The organism is Streptomyces yunnanensis, assembly GCF_029011865.1.
Lineage (GTDB): Bacteria > Actinomycetota > Actinomycetes > Streptomycetales > Streptomycetaceae > Streptomyces > Streptomyces yunnanensis.
Map to the genome: position 1 here is coordinate 1,217,790 of NZ_CP095749.1, position 13,245 is coordinate 1,231,034.

20 protein-coding genes and 1 pseudogene are annotated in these 13,245 nt (G+C 59.6%); 4 read left to right on the forward strand and 17 right to left on the reverse strand.

All coding sequences use genetic code 11. The features are described 5' to 3' along the window. Window positions 1-2: 2 nt before the first annotated feature. The 17 genes and pseudogenes from MOV08_RS05070 to MOV08_RS05140 form a co-directional block, all read right to left on the reverse strand. Window positions 3-197, reverse strand: coding sequence for a hypothetical protein (locus MOV08_RS05070; protein WP_275306500.1), 195 nt, complete (start codon window positions 195-197; stop codon window positions 3-5). After that, window positions 197-610: a deoxycytidylate deaminase gene (locus MOV08_RS44075; protein ID WP_420834127.1), complete on the reverse strand. Its 414-nt coding sequence runs from the start codon at window positions 608-610 to the stop codon at window positions 197-199. Before MOV08_RS44075 ends, MOV08_RS05070 begins: the two co-directional genes overlap by 1 nt. Continuing rightward, complete coding sequence (thyX, locus tag MOV08_RS05075; protein WP_275311697.1) at window positions 607-1,275, reverse strand: FAD-dependent thymidylate synthase; 669 nt, start codon at window positions 1,273-1,275, stop codon at window positions 607-609. Before thyX ends, MOV08_RS44075 begins: the two co-directional genes overlap by 4 nt. A 108-nt stretch (window positions 1,276-1,383) precedes the next feature. Further along, window positions 1,384-1,875 (reverse strand): hypothetical protein, encoded by a 492-nt coding sequence (locus tag MOV08_RS05080; protein WP_275306501.1) that lies wholly within the window; start codon window positions 1,873-1,875, stop codon window positions 1,384-1,386. Between the two features lie 58 nt (window positions 1,876-1,933). After that, window positions 1,934-3,946 (reverse strand): ribonucleoside-triphosphate reductase, adenosylcobalamin-dependent, encoded by a 2,013-nt coding sequence (gene nrdJ / locus MOV08_RS05085; RefSeq protein ID WP_275306502.1) that lies wholly within the window; start codon window positions 3,944-3,946, stop codon window positions 1,934-1,936. Further along, window positions 3,943-4,188 carry a thioredoxin family protein gene (locus MOV08_RS05090; protein WP_275311698.1) on the reverse strand — a complete coding sequence of 82 codons (246 nt, stop codon included), beginning with the start codon at window positions 4,186-4,188 and terminating at the stop codon, window positions 3,943-3,945. Before MOV08_RS05090 ends, nrdJ begins: the two co-directional genes overlap by 4 nt. Before the next feature lie 7 nt (window positions 4,189-4,195). Further along, complete coding sequence (locus MOV08_RS05095; protein WP_275306503.1) at window positions 4,196-4,744, reverse strand: hypothetical protein; 549 nt, start codon at window positions 4,742-4,744, stop codon at window positions 4,196-4,198. Further along, entirely contained in the window at window positions 4,744-5,502 is a 759-nt protein-coding gene (locus tag MOV08_RS05100; protein WP_275306504.1) for a hypothetical protein, read from the reverse strand. The genes MOV08_RS05095 and MOV08_RS05100 overlap by 1 nt, the downstream gene beginning before the upstream one ends. Further along, window positions 5,499-5,900 carry a DUF3310 domain-containing protein gene (locus MOV08_RS05105; protein WP_275306505.1) on the reverse strand — a complete coding sequence of 134 codons (402 nt, stop codon included), beginning with the start codon at window positions 5,898-5,900 and terminating at the stop codon, window positions 5,499-5,501. Before MOV08_RS05105 ends, MOV08_RS05100 begins: the two co-directional genes overlap by 4 nt. Then, complete coding sequence (locus MOV08_RS05110) at window positions 5,900-6,547, reverse strand: toprim domain-containing protein (protein WP_275306506.1); 648 nt, start codon at window positions 6,545-6,547, stop codon at window positions 5,900-5,902. The genes MOV08_RS05105 and MOV08_RS05110 overlap by 1 nt, the downstream gene beginning before the upstream one ends. A 25-nt stretch (window positions 6,548-6,572) precedes the next feature. Beyond that, window positions 6,573-6,764: pseudogene (locus MOV08_RS44080) on the reverse strand (CHC2 zinc finger domain-containing protein); the annotation flags it as partial. Window positions 6,765-6,782: 18 nt separating this feature from the next. Further along, complete coding sequence (locus MOV08_RS05115) at window positions 6,783-7,034, reverse strand: hypothetical protein (protein ID WP_275306507.1); 252 nt, start codon at window positions 7,032-7,034, stop codon at window positions 6,783-6,785. Window positions 7,035-7,061: 27 nt separating this feature from the next. Beyond that, window positions 7,062-7,502: an endonuclease domain-containing protein gene (locus tag MOV08_RS05120; protein WP_275306508.1), complete on the reverse strand. Its 441-nt coding sequence runs from the start codon at window positions 7,500-7,502 to the stop codon at window positions 7,062-7,064. A gap of 35 nt (window positions 7,503-7,537) precedes the next feature. Then, the gene (locus MOV08_RS05125) at window positions 7,538-8,341 is read right to left on the reverse strand and encodes an AAA family ATPase (protein ID WP_275306509.1); all 804 of its coding nucleotides are present in this window, start codon (window positions 8,339-8,341) and stop codon (window positions 7,538-7,540) included. Between the two features lie 52 nt (window positions 8,342-8,393). Continuing rightward, window positions 8,394-9,164 (reverse strand): RecB family exonuclease, encoded by a 771-nt coding sequence (locus MOV08_RS05130; protein WP_275306510.1) that lies wholly within the window; start codon window positions 9,162-9,164, stop codon window positions 8,394-8,396. Beyond that, window positions 9,165-9,572 (reverse strand): hypothetical protein, encoded by a 408-nt coding sequence (locus tag MOV08_RS05135; protein WP_275306511.1) that lies wholly within the window; start codon window positions 9,570-9,572, stop codon window positions 9,165-9,167. Between the two features lie 106 nt (window positions 9,573-9,678). Next, a complete protein-coding gene (locus tag MOV08_RS05140) occupies window positions 9,679-10,212 on the reverse strand; it encodes a hypothetical protein (RefSeq protein WP_275306512.1) in 534 nt (177 codons plus the stop codon). A 497-nt stretch (window positions 10,213-10,709) separates the two neighbouring features. On the opposite strand from MOV08_RS05140, the gene MOV08_RS44085 reads away from it, so the two are divergent. From MOV08_RS44085 to MOV08_RS05155, 4 genes are all read left to right on the forward strand, one after another. Next, window positions 10,710-11,018, forward strand: coding sequence for an HNH endonuclease (locus MOV08_RS44085; protein WP_420834280.1), 309 nt, complete (start codon window positions 10,710-10,712; stop codon window positions 11,016-11,018). Continuing rightward, complete coding sequence (locus tag MOV08_RS05145) at window positions 11,008-11,166, forward strand: hypothetical protein (protein ID WP_275306513.1); 159 nt, start codon at window positions 11,008-11,010, stop codon at window positions 11,164-11,166. The genes MOV08_RS44085 and MOV08_RS05145 overlap by 11 nt, the downstream gene beginning before the upstream one ends. A gap of 70 nt (window positions 11,167-11,236) precedes the next feature. Beyond that, window positions 11,237-11,677 (forward strand): phage terminase small subunit, encoded by a 441-nt coding sequence (locus MOV08_RS05150; protein ID WP_275306514.1) that lies wholly within the window; start codon window positions 11,237-11,239, stop codon window positions 11,675-11,677. Continuing rightward, window positions 11,674-13,239: a terminase large subunit gene (locus MOV08_RS05155; RefSeq protein WP_275306515.1), complete on the forward strand. Its 1,566-nt coding sequence runs from the start codon at window positions 11,674-11,676 to the stop codon at window positions 13,237-13,239. The genes MOV08_RS05150 and MOV08_RS05155 overlap by 4 nt, the downstream gene beginning before the upstream one ends. Window positions 13,240-13,245: the final 6 nt, after the last annotated feature.

A 13,245-nucleotide genomic window follows, 5' to 3' on the forward strand; every position in this document is an offset into this window, starting at 1 on the left:
GCTTACTCACTGATGGCCCCCAGGGCAGAGGCGAGCTGGTGGTGGATCTCGCCGAGCTTGTTCAGGTGGTTGGGGTCGATGACGGTCGTCATGTCGGTGGTGTGGATCTCCTTGGCGACAAGGTCATGGAGGAGCTTCACAGACTCCGGGCTCAGCTCGCTGGTGATGGTGAAGTGCTTCTGGACATCGATGTTCATCATGAGGTTCCCTCTCGGTTGTTGATATTCATTGACCCCCCTGGCCATATGACCCGTGCTATTCCTGCGGAGCGGATGAGCTTTGTGCAGTCGCGGCACGGTGCGCGCGTTATGTAGATCGTGGCCCCTTGGCAATCCGACCAGTTCGCATACAAGAGGCAGTTAGCTTCCGCGTGCGTCTCTTCGCATGCCTCGTATCCGGAGCCCGAGGGCTGGTCGGAGTTGCAGCGTGAACACTCCCCCGCCATACAAGAGGGCCCACCCAGCGGGGTGCCGTTGTATCCAGTTGCTCGAATCCTCTTGTCGGCACCGACAAGTACTGCGCCAACCTGTGAGCGGTGACAGTCGCCTCGCGCTGAGACTGCCTTAGCTATGCCGAGAAAATAGCTTTGCCAGTCGAGACGTTGATTCACGGGCAAACCCGGCCGTGATGGTTGAAGAGTTCCTGTGTGATGGGACAGACTTTCTTGAACTCGTCTTCCATCTGGTGAGCAACCATCTCGATCTCATGGAGAGGGAAGGTGGGAACCGTGGTGTTCTCGTGGGTGGCTCGAAGGCTCAGGAAGTTCATGAGGCTTCGGGCATTCATGGTCACGTAGAACGAGGTGTAGAGGCTGAGAGGGAGGACGTTGCGGGCGACTTCTCGGGCAACGTCATGCTTGAGAAGGTGCTCGTAGGATCCCCAGGCTTCGGTAGCCATGCGCATGTGCTCGGCGTGAGTGGCCTGCATCTGTTTGTAGTCGCCTTGCTCAAAGGTGTAGGCGCCGGGCTTTCCTACCTGCCTTAGTGGACGCTCGGCAGAGGGGACATAGAAGACAGACTCAAGAACCTTGTATCGACCCGAGACCTCGTTGTACGAGGCGATGCGGTGCCGGAAGAACTCTCGGGCAACAAAGATGGGGCACTCAATCTTGAACTGGATCGTGACGGCCTCGAAGGGGCTGCCATGCCGGTCCCTCATGAGCATGTTGAGGAGGCCACAGTCCTTCTTGTCGTCGCCGGCGGTTCCGGAGGAGACTCGCGCGGCTCGGATGATGGAGTGGTCTCCGCCCATGGAGTCGATGAGTTCGACTGTCATGTCATGGCGGAAGGTGATCGCCGTCAAGGAATATCTCTTTCCAGGGGGCGGGGGCTTTGAGGGCCCCCACCTTCGGTACAGCTTACAAGTTGGCGAGCAAATGAAAAGTTAGACGAAGATCGGCTTCTCGTTGGAGTTCCGGTCGGTCGAGCACCACATCTTGTACGGCTTCCCGGAAGCCTTACCAACTCCCTCCCGGTAGACGAAGTGCGGGGGAACGTTGGCGGGTCGATCCGGCTGAGCAGACGGAGCGGGCTGCTTCACACCACCACCGCCACCGAACGCCTGCTTGGCGGGGGCCTGATACTTGGCATGGAAGAACGAGGCGGACTTACCTGTGATCTCGATCAGCTCGGCAAGCTCGGCCTTGAAGTCCTGCATGGCCTTGAGGGCGTCGGGGATGTCGGCGCCGTCGATGGTGATCCAGGGGGCCTCGTAGCCGACACCCCCCTTGAGGGTGACTCGGACTCGATTGATGTCCATGCAGTCTCGCGAAATGGAGTTCATAGGCGACTTCTCCTCAGTGGAGGCTTCGGGGGTAGCGGTGGGGGTGTCTTCCCAGGGGGAAGAGGTGACGGCGAACGGGTCAGGCGCGGTCATGCGGGGACTCCCTTACTTCTTCTTCAAGAGTACAGCTTACAAGTTGGATGTCGCAAATTCAGATGGGGCATGCGCCCGACGCACACTCCTCATCGAATCCCGACTCCACGGACTCACCGAGTTCAGACACGAGCTGGTTGTACTCGTCGCCTGTGATCGGCTCGTACGGGGCCTGGTCTCGGGACAGGGCCGGGAAGATGGTTGACCCCTTCAGACGCCCCAGGTAGCCGGACAGCACCGTCATGAAGTCGTCCAGGCCGTACCGCTCAGGGTCGATGTTCACGGTGTACGAGACGGCGTTGTCGGCCCAGTGCTCTTGGTACATCTTCTGGAAGGACAGCATCTCTTCAACGGTCAAGTCCTGCTGGGACACTACGAGTTGCGGATCAGGCGCCTTGTCCATGAGGGGGTCCTTGGTGGGGATCTCCACGACAGACGTGTTAGCGGCGTACATGCAGGGCTCGACCTTGTGCCCCTTGGCCTTGTACTCCTCTACCTGCCGGCTCTCGTGAGGGTCCACGTCGGAGAAGCGGATACGACGAAGGAAGTACTGGGAGAAGGGTGCATGGATGCCTTCACCGGAGACGCCGCACAGCTTGCTGACGGATCCCGTGGGGGCAACGGTGGTGGTCTTCACCGGCACCGGGATTCGAAGCTGGTGGCAGTACTCCTGAGCGGCCCGTTCCACCTCTTCCTTCAGGTCTTCGAGGGTCCCCCAGAAGCCGACGACCCAAGCCTTCGAGTAGTCGATCCCTGACATCGCCAGGAAATCGGAGACACCGAAGTGCCCAACACCGATCCGCCGATTCCGACCGATGATGCTCTCTGACTTGCGGTCCTTCACTCCAGAGTGGGTTGCCCGGATCAGGTAGCGCGTCATGAGCCGGTGGGCCTCCACCATCCCGTCCCAGTCATCCACGTAAGCCGAGAGGTTCACGTGCCCCAGGCAGCAGGGTTCCCACGGGTTCAGCGTGATCTCGGCGCACGGGTTGGTGGTGTACGTGCCATCCGGCTCGCCTACGGCGCTCAGGGACGAGTCCCAGAAGCCGGGCTCACCGTTCTCCAGCATGCCCTTACACATTGCTTCGTAGACTCGCCGGGCCTGGTCTCGCTTCCCGTCGAAGATCGTTGGGTCTGTCACGAGCCGGATGAACTCCTCGTCGATCTCAACGGAGATGTTCGTGGTCCAGTGCTTAGACATGTCCCTCTTCGAGTTGATGAACTCAAAGATGTCGAAGTCATCCCAATGCATGACGGACATGCGGGCTGAGCGCCGGACACCGCCAGAGACGATGCACTGGGCTATCTCGTGGTCGATCTCCATGGCCTGAAGACCAGTAATCGGCTTGCCGGACAGCTTGACCTCTCGGCTGAGGATCTTGCCTACGTTGGCGAGCATCTGCGCGAACGGCTGCGGGCCACTGGCAGTGCCACCGAACTTCTTGAGGGCTGCGCCCTTGTGCCGGACTCGGCTCACGTCGTACACGCGGTTCGTGTTCTTGGCTGCCCGGTGCGCGGTCTCGATGAGATCACCCAGCGCGGCGGCCCATCCTTCTCGGCTGTCGGCTACCTCGTAGGCGCCGGTCCAGGTGTGGGAGTACTCGGTGCTGATGAGGCCGGCCGCAGCGAGATCCAGGTAGTCAGGGTGCTCGGGGTCGCACACGATGTGCACCTGGACGGGCGTGACGATGTGAGGGAATTCCTGGAGGTAGCGGGAGCTGTAGTTGCTACCCACTCCCCCACCTTCGGCGAGGCGAAGCAAGGTGAAGCGGAAGTGCTCCGCGGGGTCTCCGGGGATCCAGCCTGCTGACCAACAGTTGTTGTTCGCGTAGTCGTTGACACCACTGGACTTCAGGTGCCGGCCTGCGGGCATGATCTTGAAGTTCTGGATCAGGTCGATAAGGCGCTCTCGCTCACCGTCCTCGATGAACCGATCCGGAACGAGGGAGAGGTTTCCATCTACGACACGCTGAACCGTCTGCGGCCAAGTCTCCTTGGAACCGTCGGGAAGCTCACGACTGTAGGTGCGGTAGTAGACGGTCTCGGCGGTCTCGTTGACGAACTGACTCACTTAGCGAACTCCTTGACGACGTTCTCGAACTCGACTCGGTTAGGTACACCGACCATCCGGTAAACCTCTTCAGCATCCTTTTCGAGGATGATGGTCGGCACTGCGGTGACATTCCGCTCTCGCGCTGTCTCGGGATCGATGGAGACGTCGAGGATGCTAAGGATTAGCCCCAGTTCCCCGGCAATGTCGGCCACGATGGGACCTGCCTTGTGACAGGGGCCGCAAGTCGGACTCTTGAACATGGTGATCTTAGGCAAGGAGATCTTCCCCCTTTCGGGACGTCTTCGTTTCGATAGCGGAATGCCGGTTAATCCAGGAAGTGAGGATGTCCACTCCTCGATATGTGGCCTTCTTATCGCCAGGGCTCGGGAACGGGCGTCCCAGAACTATGTGCTCGAACATGAGCTTCTTGTACCTGTCTGGGATCTTCTTTAGTGCTCGATCCACGTCCATCTTTGCGAGCAGCGGGGAGCTGTCACTGTTGATGTGTGAGAAGGACTCCGGGGGTTCGGTGAGGGAGCGAAGTGCGGCTCTCACTTCTTCGGGCGTGTACCAGTACTGGCAGGTGAACATGTCCTGGTAGGTGCGTTCACCGGATGCGTATCGGGTGGCGACCTTCTTGAAGATTCCGTGCTTTACGGCGTCAGTCTTGGCGTGCCAGGCGTTGATGTTCTCGGCGGCCCAGAGGACGATTTCCTGCTCAACGTCCTCCACTTCAACGACAGGCCACCGCTTAGCGATCTGCGTTGCCTGTACTCGGGCAATCTCCTGGGCTTCAGTCCAGTTGATGTCAGTCATTAGTAGCGCTGCCCTTCGACCACAAAAGATCCGTTTCCGTTGACGGGGATGATGTGCGGGGTGACGTTCGAGCCATCGACGTAGAGGAGTCCGAAGGCCATCTGCCAGTTACTGAGTCCGGCACCGCCGAGGTAGCCGGCCTTCTTCACGTCCATGAGGTGACCGACTTCGACACCGGTCAGCTTCTTGGAAGCGAACTCCCCGGATGACTCATTGGTGATCGCGGCTCGATGGGTGTGCCCCATGACGACGGACTTACCGAACTTCTTGGCCGCGTTAATGGCTGTGCCACCTGCATAGCGTGCAAGGCTGATCCCTCGTGCATGCCCATGCGTGGCTATCCATCCCGGAGCGAAGTCGTACTTCAGGGGCTCAAAGTCCATCCCGAGGTCATCCAGGCAGAGAAGGTTCTGCTCCTGAAATGCGTCCTCATCGAACATGGCGGGGCACCGCTCAACCAAGTACTTGTGGGGCCGCTCGCCATGGTTGGAGCCGAGAAGGGTGTACCGCCCGTCATAGACAGCCCGAACGGGCTCAAGGTGGTTCTTGATCGTGTAGGCGGCTTCTTGCTTGACGGTCATGCCGTACTCAGCACGCTTACCGGCGGACCAGCGGGCCGGCGCGGTGTAGTCGGTGATGTCGCCTATGTTGATGACCTCGTCGGGCTGGTACTCACCAATGAAGCGAATCAGGTTCTTGTTGGCCTTGTTGTGCTCCAAGGGCATCTGCAAGTCCGAGATAACGACGATGTGCTTCACTTACTTGCCTCCAGGCGCTCAAGCTCGAACTCGACGTTCTTCATAGCCTTCTCAAGGTCTTGCGTGGGGTCGGCGGTCTTGAGTCCAGCTCGCCACAGGTACTTGATTGCGGACCCGATGAAGAAGGGGAAGTGTCCAACGATTTCCTTGCACTCAATGCCGCTCGGGTGACTGGTGTAGTGACTGGGGTGCTTTACCGCTTCCGACTCTTCGGGGAGTTCCGGGTAGTTGAGTTCAAGCTCACCTTCGGTGAAGCAGATGGTGTTCCCACCTACGGCGTTGTAGAACTCGACTTCGTAACGGAGGTGATAGGTGGGCCAGACTGCAACAATCATTCCTTCAAGGCCCGCATAGTCGGTCTTGACGGCCCTGACGTGGTCACCAACTGTGTAGGTCATTAGCTAAGGCCAATCTTTGCTCGTACGGATTCCGGGCCTTCGGCCAGGAGGAGAGAGTTAACGTCGTGCCCACTGAAGGGGATGACCTTCGCGTTAGTGAGCTGTGCGGCTACCTTGTCCGCGAATTCGAGTCCTTGGCCGGCGTCGTCTCCGTCTGCCAGGAGATAGACGGTTTCGTATCCGAAGAATGCCGGGCGAAAGTGGTCTCTCCAGCCGGACACTCCTGCGACTCCGACAGCCGGGATTCCGCAAGCTGCGGCAGCAAGAACGTCCATTTCCCCTTCGCAGATCGCAACATAGGAAGACTCCCCTACGAGCGCCTGCGTATTGAAAAGGTGGGGCTTGACTCCAGGAAGGCCGAAGTATTTGCCGTGTCCGAAGTCTTTACAGTCGTGATCTTCGATGCACCGGAAGCGGATGGTGGTGGTGTAGTCCGGTCCAGCCGGCCGGAGGTAGGGGATGGATAGCCAGCCCTCTATTCGTTCGTGCCCCGGGGCCGGATTACTCACATAGCCGATTCCGAAACGTTCTGCGACTTGACCCAGTCCGCGCTTTACCATGTACGCCTCGGCGGGACTTCCCTTGTACGCCTGGGCGTACATCTGCGCTTCGGCAGCCAAAGCGCTCTTCTGCGATGTTGCGGGCATCTATGAAGCCGACGCCTTCCATTCTCATGATCATGTCGAATGAGTCTTCCGAGATCCCGCAGGCGAAACATGTCCACCTTTGGTCTTCGGTGTTGACGCTTGCGCTGGGGTTTGTTTCGTCGTGCTCAAGGCACAGGATCTTTGTCCACCGGTATCGGGGAGAGACGTCGGTCCCGTAGTAGTGAGCGATGACCGTTGCAATGTCCGGCTTACTCATGCCGGTACAGCCTCCAAGTTAGAAGGGAGCAAAAGGCGACTTGATGGCACGACGGGTGCGAAGGCGGTCGAGTCGGGCCTTGTCCTCCGCGGTCTGCTTGCGGACCGTCATGGGCATCTTGTAGTGGCGGTAGGGCTGCTTCTGCTCTTCACCGTCGGTGTAGGAGTACTTGACGACGTCCTTCTCAAGGCGCGAGGTCATCCGGCGGCCAGAGATGGCCTTGAGATGGTGCGCCGAGATGAAGCCGTGCGCAGAGTCGGGATGGGCCATAACCGCGGAAGCTACCTAACTTACTCGTTACTTAGAGTGGTCTTTGTGGAGCCGTACGCCGATGATTCTCGGCGCCGGCGGATCATTCAGATAACGATAGGCGCTAAGCGCTATCTCGGGACTGTCTCTAAGTCCCCTAGCCAAGAGCTGACGGTTACACCGGGCACATAGAAGGCCCCGCACTTGCCCTGTCTTGTGGCAGTGGTCTACGTCGAGACGCCCACTTCTGGTCTGCTTGCAGATGGAGCAAGACCCGCCCTGCTCCTTTAGGAGCTTGTCGTATTCACCGGAGAGGAGGCCGTAAGTCTCCGTGACCCGGGATTCATGTGTGGACTTAGAGCGGGCTTTCTTCCGGCAAGAAGAACACGTCTTGCCACTTGGGGCGAAGAACCTTTCCGATCGGTTCTTCTCGCAGCTTCCGCAGAAGCGGTACCCCTTCCGGGGTTTCCCCCTTGCTTGTACTTCCATTCTCTCACACCTCCGTACAGCTTACAAGTTGGGACCTAAAAAAATTCGCCGCTGACCTCGGTCACGGTGAGGCTGTTGGTGTCGAACTTGTACGAGACGAACGAGTTCCCGGAAGGGTCCACGAAGCCTTCTCGATTCTTGACCGTGCTGACATGGATGGTGCTGTTGTCCATGTCGTCCACTTCCTTATGGATGGTGAGGATCATGGAGGGTACTCGACCAATCTTGCCCTTCACGCCAGACAGGGGAATCGGCTTCAGGCCGTCCGACCACTCCCCTGTGACGTGATGCAGGGCAAGGACATGAGCATTAGTCTCCCGCGCCATGCTGTTGAGGTAGTCGCACATGTTCTCCAGGCTGAAGGTGAACGACTCTGCGTCGGCTGAGTTGTTCTCCAGGTTGGTGATGTTGTCCACCACGATCAGGTGCGGAAACAATCCGCGGCCGTAGACCTCTTCATAGCAAGCCACGTCCCGCTCCAGCTCGTCGAGGGTGGGTTGCGCCGAGACGTTGAACCGGAGCCACCAGCGGTCTGCCAGGACCTTCTTCACGTCGTCCAGGTCGTCTTCCCGGACCTTGCGCTTCATGACCTTGGAGGGGACTCCAGTGAGCATCGTGCCGGCCCTGGCGAGCTGCGTGGCGGCGTTGGAGTCCGCCGAGAGGTACAGGGTCGGCCGGTTGGCGTGGATGGCCAGGAGGAGCGAGAACATGCTCTTAAACGTGCCGGGGCCGGCAGCGATGATGGAGAACTCTCCTCGCCGGAACTGCGTCTCGCGCTTCTCCAGCCCGGGGAAGGGGCTGGGCAGCGGCTCGCCGGCCGCACCCTTGATCTGAGTCATCTGACTAAGGCTGAACAACTTAACCTCCTACTTCCATAGTACAGCCTACAAGTTACGAGGCGTAATTACAGGACGGCTTCACGGTGCAAGCAAAGCAGTGGGAGCCTGGGTTGGGGATGAAGACTTCGTTCTTGATGCCGCGGTCGAGCATGCTGTATTGCTCGGCGAGCCAGTCACGCGTCACATAGCGGAGGTCTACCGGCTCACTGAGACCGCCGGTCTTGGCCATGTACCAGTCTCCGTAGTTGACCTCAACGCCGTACAGCTCTTCAATGGCGATCTTGTATGTGGCGAGCTGGAAGAGGCTCCGCGTGGTGCCGGTCTTGAGGTCTCGCACTACGAGGCCCCGCTCGGGGTGTTCGACGATCTGGTCAATGAAGCCGACGACAGCAACGCCGTCCAGGTCGAGGCGGAACTCAAGCTCGATGGCTGCCCGGCCGTCCGGTGTGGTCCAGATGCGGTCAGGGCTCTGCTGGGCCCAGGTGATGTAGTCCCGGGTCTGCTGGGCGCCTACGTCGAGCCTGCGCTTGATGTCGGTCTCGGGCTTGGTGCGACCGCCGGCCATCCACATGTAGGGCTCGGGCTCCCGGTCGAGAGCAGCCTCGATGCCCATGTCGTATTCGTGCTCGAAGAAGCCGACCACGGTCTCAGGGCCCAGCGTGCGCCCGTGGCGCTCGTACTGCTCGATGGCGGCATGGAATGCCTTGCCGTGCTCGAACCACGCTGCCTGTCGCTGCGGGGCCCGCTCTCGCCGCTGTAGGCGCCACTGGTGGGCGCACTGCGCGTAGGTGGTGTACTGCGATACCGAGTAGTGCTCAGACAATTAGGGGTCCTTCTTCGCGTAGTAGGTGACGGTACATTCAGGAGCTCCGGGCAGGCACTGCGCCGTGCTCGTGTGCCGGAACTCTGTGATCTTGTCCATGTCACTGAGGAGTCCTATGCGGTCCTCGATGATCTTTAGGTCCTGCTGGGAGATGGCTGGAGAGGCGGTGACGGTGTAGACCGTCCCCAGTTCTCTCACCTCGGCGTCTACGATCACGGTCGCTGCTCTGCGATAGATAGTCGAGCAGTCAACTATCTTCCCGAGCGCCAATCCCATCAGCCCAAAGGCCCACATGGCTATCCGGCCTGCTTCCTCAAGATCGACATAATCGAGGGTTTCGGCTAGGACAAGCATCCCTTTGGACTCTCTCTCTGGCGTTAACGAGCCGTACGCACCACCGTACAGCATCCAAGTTAGATTACACCACGAAAAAGCCCCTGCCGGGAAGTTGATCTACCCTCGGCAGGGGCCGTGATGAAAACGAGATGAATCTGAAGATCGAATAAAAAGTTGCTTAGGTCAACTTAGGCGGGAGTCTGAAGAGATCAAGGTCAGCCGGATCCGGTTTCGCAACACCCTCGGGCCAGCGAATCACAAGATCCTCATCTTGTTCGGTTCGAGGAGTCAGCTTCCAGCCCTTTTCCCAGTCGTAGACCATGACCTGGTCCTGGAGCCGACCCCGCCAGTTCATGAGGAGCGCGCCGCGGCGTACGGGGAGGTCTTCGCCGGCACGTTCTGTCAGGTGGTCTCGAAGCCGCTGGTGAAGGGCTGAGTTGCCGTGGTCGTGGCCGGGCTCACGGCGGATCGTGTACGGGATCATCCTGACCCGTTCCTTCGACCCGAGGTGGGGCTTGTAGCCGATGCTGGCGGCCTTCCACTGCACACCCTGTTGGGTGACCTTCTCCCCGTTGATCTGGGTGTAGATCCTCGCGAGCTGGCTCCAGTTGTATCCAGCCTGGTGGAGGCGCTTCAGCACGTGCCCCGAGGGGAGCTTCTCGCCTCGCTCGGGCTGCGGGAACATGGAGAGGTCCACGTGTTCGTTGCTCATGCCTGCCTTCCTCGATCTTCAGTTGTTGATCATACGCTTTACCTTTCTGCGTATGGTCAACCACGGTACACCATCCAAGGCGGAACGTGCCGCCCCCAGGGCCCTAGGACCCCACATCTCGTGACCTTCGCCACATCAGGGTAACCAATCGGCGTTTGTGACAAGTACGTATCTCATGTAAGAAAGAAAAGAGAGAGTAGTTACTCTATATAAGATCTCTACTTACACTCCAAGGAGTTAGATTCTACAGGGATGTAAGTTACATAGAATCCTAGTTGATCTCCTAGTTGAGTTAGATAATTCATTTAGTTCCTCCTGGTAGAGATCCTAGGCAACCGAGAGGCCCAGGCCAGACATGAATCCCTGGGCCTCTCCCCATTCTCCTTGGTCGGAGATAACCGCAGATAAAGAATCACAAAGATAGCCGCCCTATGCGGCTATGGCTGGACGAGAGAATCTATCGGCCAAGGAAGGACTTACCCATGCCCAGGGCAAAGATGGTCTGCATCCGTGAAGGCTGCACCAAACCAGCGACCCGCGAAGGCCGGTGCCCTGGGCATCAGCGGGAGCCCTTCAGGGGCTCGGCCTGGAGGACGCAGAGGCCCGCAGGGTGGACGAGCACCAGGCGCAAGGTCCTGATCCGGGACAGAGGCGTGTGTGACCTCTGCGGAGGCACAGGAGCTACCGAGGTAGACCACCTGGTTCCGCTGGCCCGCGGGGGCTCTCACGACATGTCGAACCTGAGAAGCCTCCACAAGGAATGTCATCGAAACAAGACCCAGAAGGAGAGTCGCCATGGCGGCTAGCAACCTCAACGTGAACAAGAACAAGGCGAAGACCAAGGGCAAGCCTGCTGCTCCCGGTGCCCCGGTGAAGCCTGGCGCCAAGCCGGCGCCGAAGAAGGCTGTGGCTAAGGCTCCCGCTAAGAAGGCTGCGCCGAAGCGCAAGAAGTAATGTTGCCGGGCCCTGAAGGCCCGGCTTTTTAGTGCTGCCTGAAAAAGGAGGCATAGACAAGGAGGCCGAAATGGCAACACATGGTAAGGGTCGTCTCCCCAAGGACAACCCGATGCGGCGCAACAAGAACCCTGAGGAGATCCTTGAGGGTCGGAAGGTCCCGGTGCCTGTGCTCCGCAACGGAGAGGCATACCACCCCGAGACGCTGAATTGGTGGATCACGTGGATTAACTCCCCCCAGGTCGAAGCCTTCCTTCCTACCGACTGGGAGCGCCTTCAGCAGCTCGCTGCCCTTGTCAACGCCTACTGGAACGATCCGAAGGCCAGCACGCTCGCCGAGATCCGTCAGAACGAGTCGATGCTCGGCGCCACCGTGGCGGACCGTCAGCGGCTCCGCATGAAGGACCAGGGCGGGAAGACGGTCCAGGGCACCAGCAACCCCGCGCAGGCCGAGCCTGAAATCTCCGATGAGGAGCTGTACCGCATGCTGAACGGCGGCGGTGGAGCATGAGCCAGTCCGGGAACCTCCCTGAAGGCGTCCCGGCTCCTAACAGGTCTCTCGGCTACGGCATCATCCGCTGGGCTCAGCGCTACATCGTCCAGCCTGACGGCGATCACTCGGGTGAGCCCTGGAGATTCACTCCGGAACAAATCCGCTTCATCCTCTGGATGTTTTCCATCGATGATCAGGGCAAGTGGCTGTACTCGGATGCTTGTCTGAGGCGGGCAAAGGGCTGGGGCAAGACCCCGCTCCTCGCAGCGCTCTGCATCATCGAGTTCATCGGCCCGTGCCGCTTCAGCCACTTCGACGAGAACGGCATGCCGGTTGCTAAAACCGTGCCGCTGCCCCTGGTGCAGATCGCTGCTACCTCGATCGACCAGTGCGGCCAGACGCTAGACATGCTCCGCGGCATGCTCGCCGAGTCCCCTGCTGAGGCTGAGTACGGGCTCGACATCGGTAAGCATCTGATCCAGTTCAACGATGGCCGGCCAGGGAAGATCGTTCCCGTTACGGCGTCGAGCCGTGGTCTTGAGGGTGGCCGCCCGACGTTCGTCATCATGGACGAGACGCATCACTGGGTGGACTCGAACCAAGGCACGTACGTCTTCGAGACGTTGGATCGCAACGTGCATAAGCCGGGTAACCCTGGCTCTCGTTGGGTGCAGACCACGAACGCCTACAACCCGCTTGAGAACTCTGTGGCTCAGAGGATCCACGAGGCGCTTCTCAGCGGCTCTCAGCGGTACCTGTACGACTGCATCGAGGCTCAGGCTGACATCGACCTGAGCGACGATGAGGCGGTCGCCCAGGGCCTTCGTGATGCGTACGGAGACTCTTGGTGGGCCGACATCGAGGGCCTGGTGGAGACGGTTCAGTCTCCGCTGACGCCGCCTGGTGTCGCGTACCGGTTCTACCTCAACAACATCCAGGAGAACGCTGACGGCTGGATGTCGAAGGCAGCCTGGGAAGCGTGTCTGGACGAGAAGGATCCGGTGAGGCCAGGCGAGCAGATAGCCGTCGGCTTCGATGGGTCGATCCGCGGAGACAGCACAGGTTTGGTCGGCGCCCGCCTACGGGACGGGAAGCTGTTCCTCCTGGGCCTGTGGGAGCGCCCTGAGCATGTCAAGTCAGACGATGACTGGGAAGTCGATGTTCTGAGTGTCGAGGCCGCGGTGCGGCGGGCCTTCGAGACGTACAAGGTCGAGTGGATGTATTGCGACCCGCCTTACTGGCAGGACGCCATTGGTCGGTGGGCGATCGAGTACGGCGACGACATCGTTTACGAGTACTGGACCAACAAGCCCACTCGCATGGTGAACGCGACAGAGCGCATGCACTCCGCCGTGATGGTCGGCGATCTGAAGCATGACGGTGACCCAAAGATCACCCAACATGTTTTGAACTGTGTGACCCGCGAAGTTCCGCAAGGGCTTCTTGTTTGCAAGAACACTCCTCGCTCTAAGCGAAAGATTGACCTCGCTGTCTGCTCGATTCTGGCCTATGAGGCTCGGGCGGACGCTATTGCTGATGGACGACTCAACCGACGGAGAGGGAGAGTGGTCGGATTCTAGGGAAGC

Bases quoted from the DNA above. Each gene is read 5' to 3' on its own strand.
- thyX (WP_275311697.1), bottom strand. From the start codon at position 1,275: ATGACAGTCGAACTCATCGACTCCATGGGCGGAGACCACTCCATCATC.
- MOV08_RS05155 (WP_275306515.1), top strand. From the start codon at position 11,674: ATGAGCCAGTCCGGGAACCTCCCTGAAGGCGTCCCGGCTCCTAACAGG.
- MOV08_RS05140 (WP_275306512.1), bottom strand. From the start codon at position 10,212: ATGAGCAACGAACACGTGGACCTCTCCATGTTCCCGCAGCCCGAGCGA.
- MOV08_RS05090 (WP_275311698.1), bottom strand. From the start codon at position 4,188: ATGTTCAAGAGTCCGACTTGCGGCCCCTGTCACAAGGCAGGTCCCATC.
- MOV08_RS05115 (WP_275306507.1), bottom strand. From the start codon at position 7,034: ATGGCCCATCCCGACTCTGCGCACGGCTTCATCTCGGCGCACCATCTC.
- MOV08_RS05080 (WP_275306501.1), bottom strand. From the start codon at position 1,875: ATGACCGCGCCTGACCCGTTCGCCGTCACCTCTTCCCCCTGGGAAGAC.
- MOV08_RS05145 (WP_275306513.1), top strand. From the start codon at position 11,008: ATGGCGGCTAGCAACCTCAACGTGAACAAGAACAAGGCGAAGACCAAG.
- MOV08_RS05070 (WP_275306500.1), bottom strand. From the start codon at position 197: ATGAACATCGATGTCCAGAAGCACTTCACCATCACCAGCGAGCTGAGC.
- MOV08_RS05110 (WP_275306506.1), bottom strand. From the start codon at position 6,547: ATGCCCGCAACATCGCAGAAGAGCGCTTTGGCTGCCGAAGCGCAGATG.
- MOV08_RS05120 (WP_275306508.1), bottom strand. From the start codon at position 7,502: ATGGAAGTACAAGCAAGGGGGAAACCCCGGAAGGGGTACCGCTTCTGC.
- MOV08_RS05125 (WP_275306509.1), bottom strand. From the start codon at position 8,341: ATGACTCAGATCAAGGGTGCGGCCGGCGAGCCGCTGCCCAGCCCCTTC.
- MOV08_RS05150 (WP_275306514.1), top strand. From the start codon at position 11,237: ATGGCAACACATGGTAAGGGTCGTCTCCCCAAGGACAACCCGATGCGG.
- MOV08_RS05095 (WP_275306503.1), bottom strand. From the start codon at position 4,744: ATGACTGACATCAACTGGACTGAAGCCCAGGAGATTGCCCGAGTACAG.
- MOV08_RS05135 (WP_275306511.1), bottom strand. From the start codon at position 9,572: ATGCTGTACGGTGGTGCGTACGGCTCGTTAACGCCAGAGAGAGAGTCC.
- MOV08_RS44085 (WP_420834280.1), top strand. From the start codon at position 10,710: ATGGTCTGCATCCGTGAAGGCTGCACCAAACCAGCGACCCGCGAAGGC.
- MOV08_RS05105 (WP_275306505.1), bottom strand. From the start codon at position 5,900: ATGACCTACACAGTTGGTGACCACGTCAGGGCCGTCAAGACCGACTAT.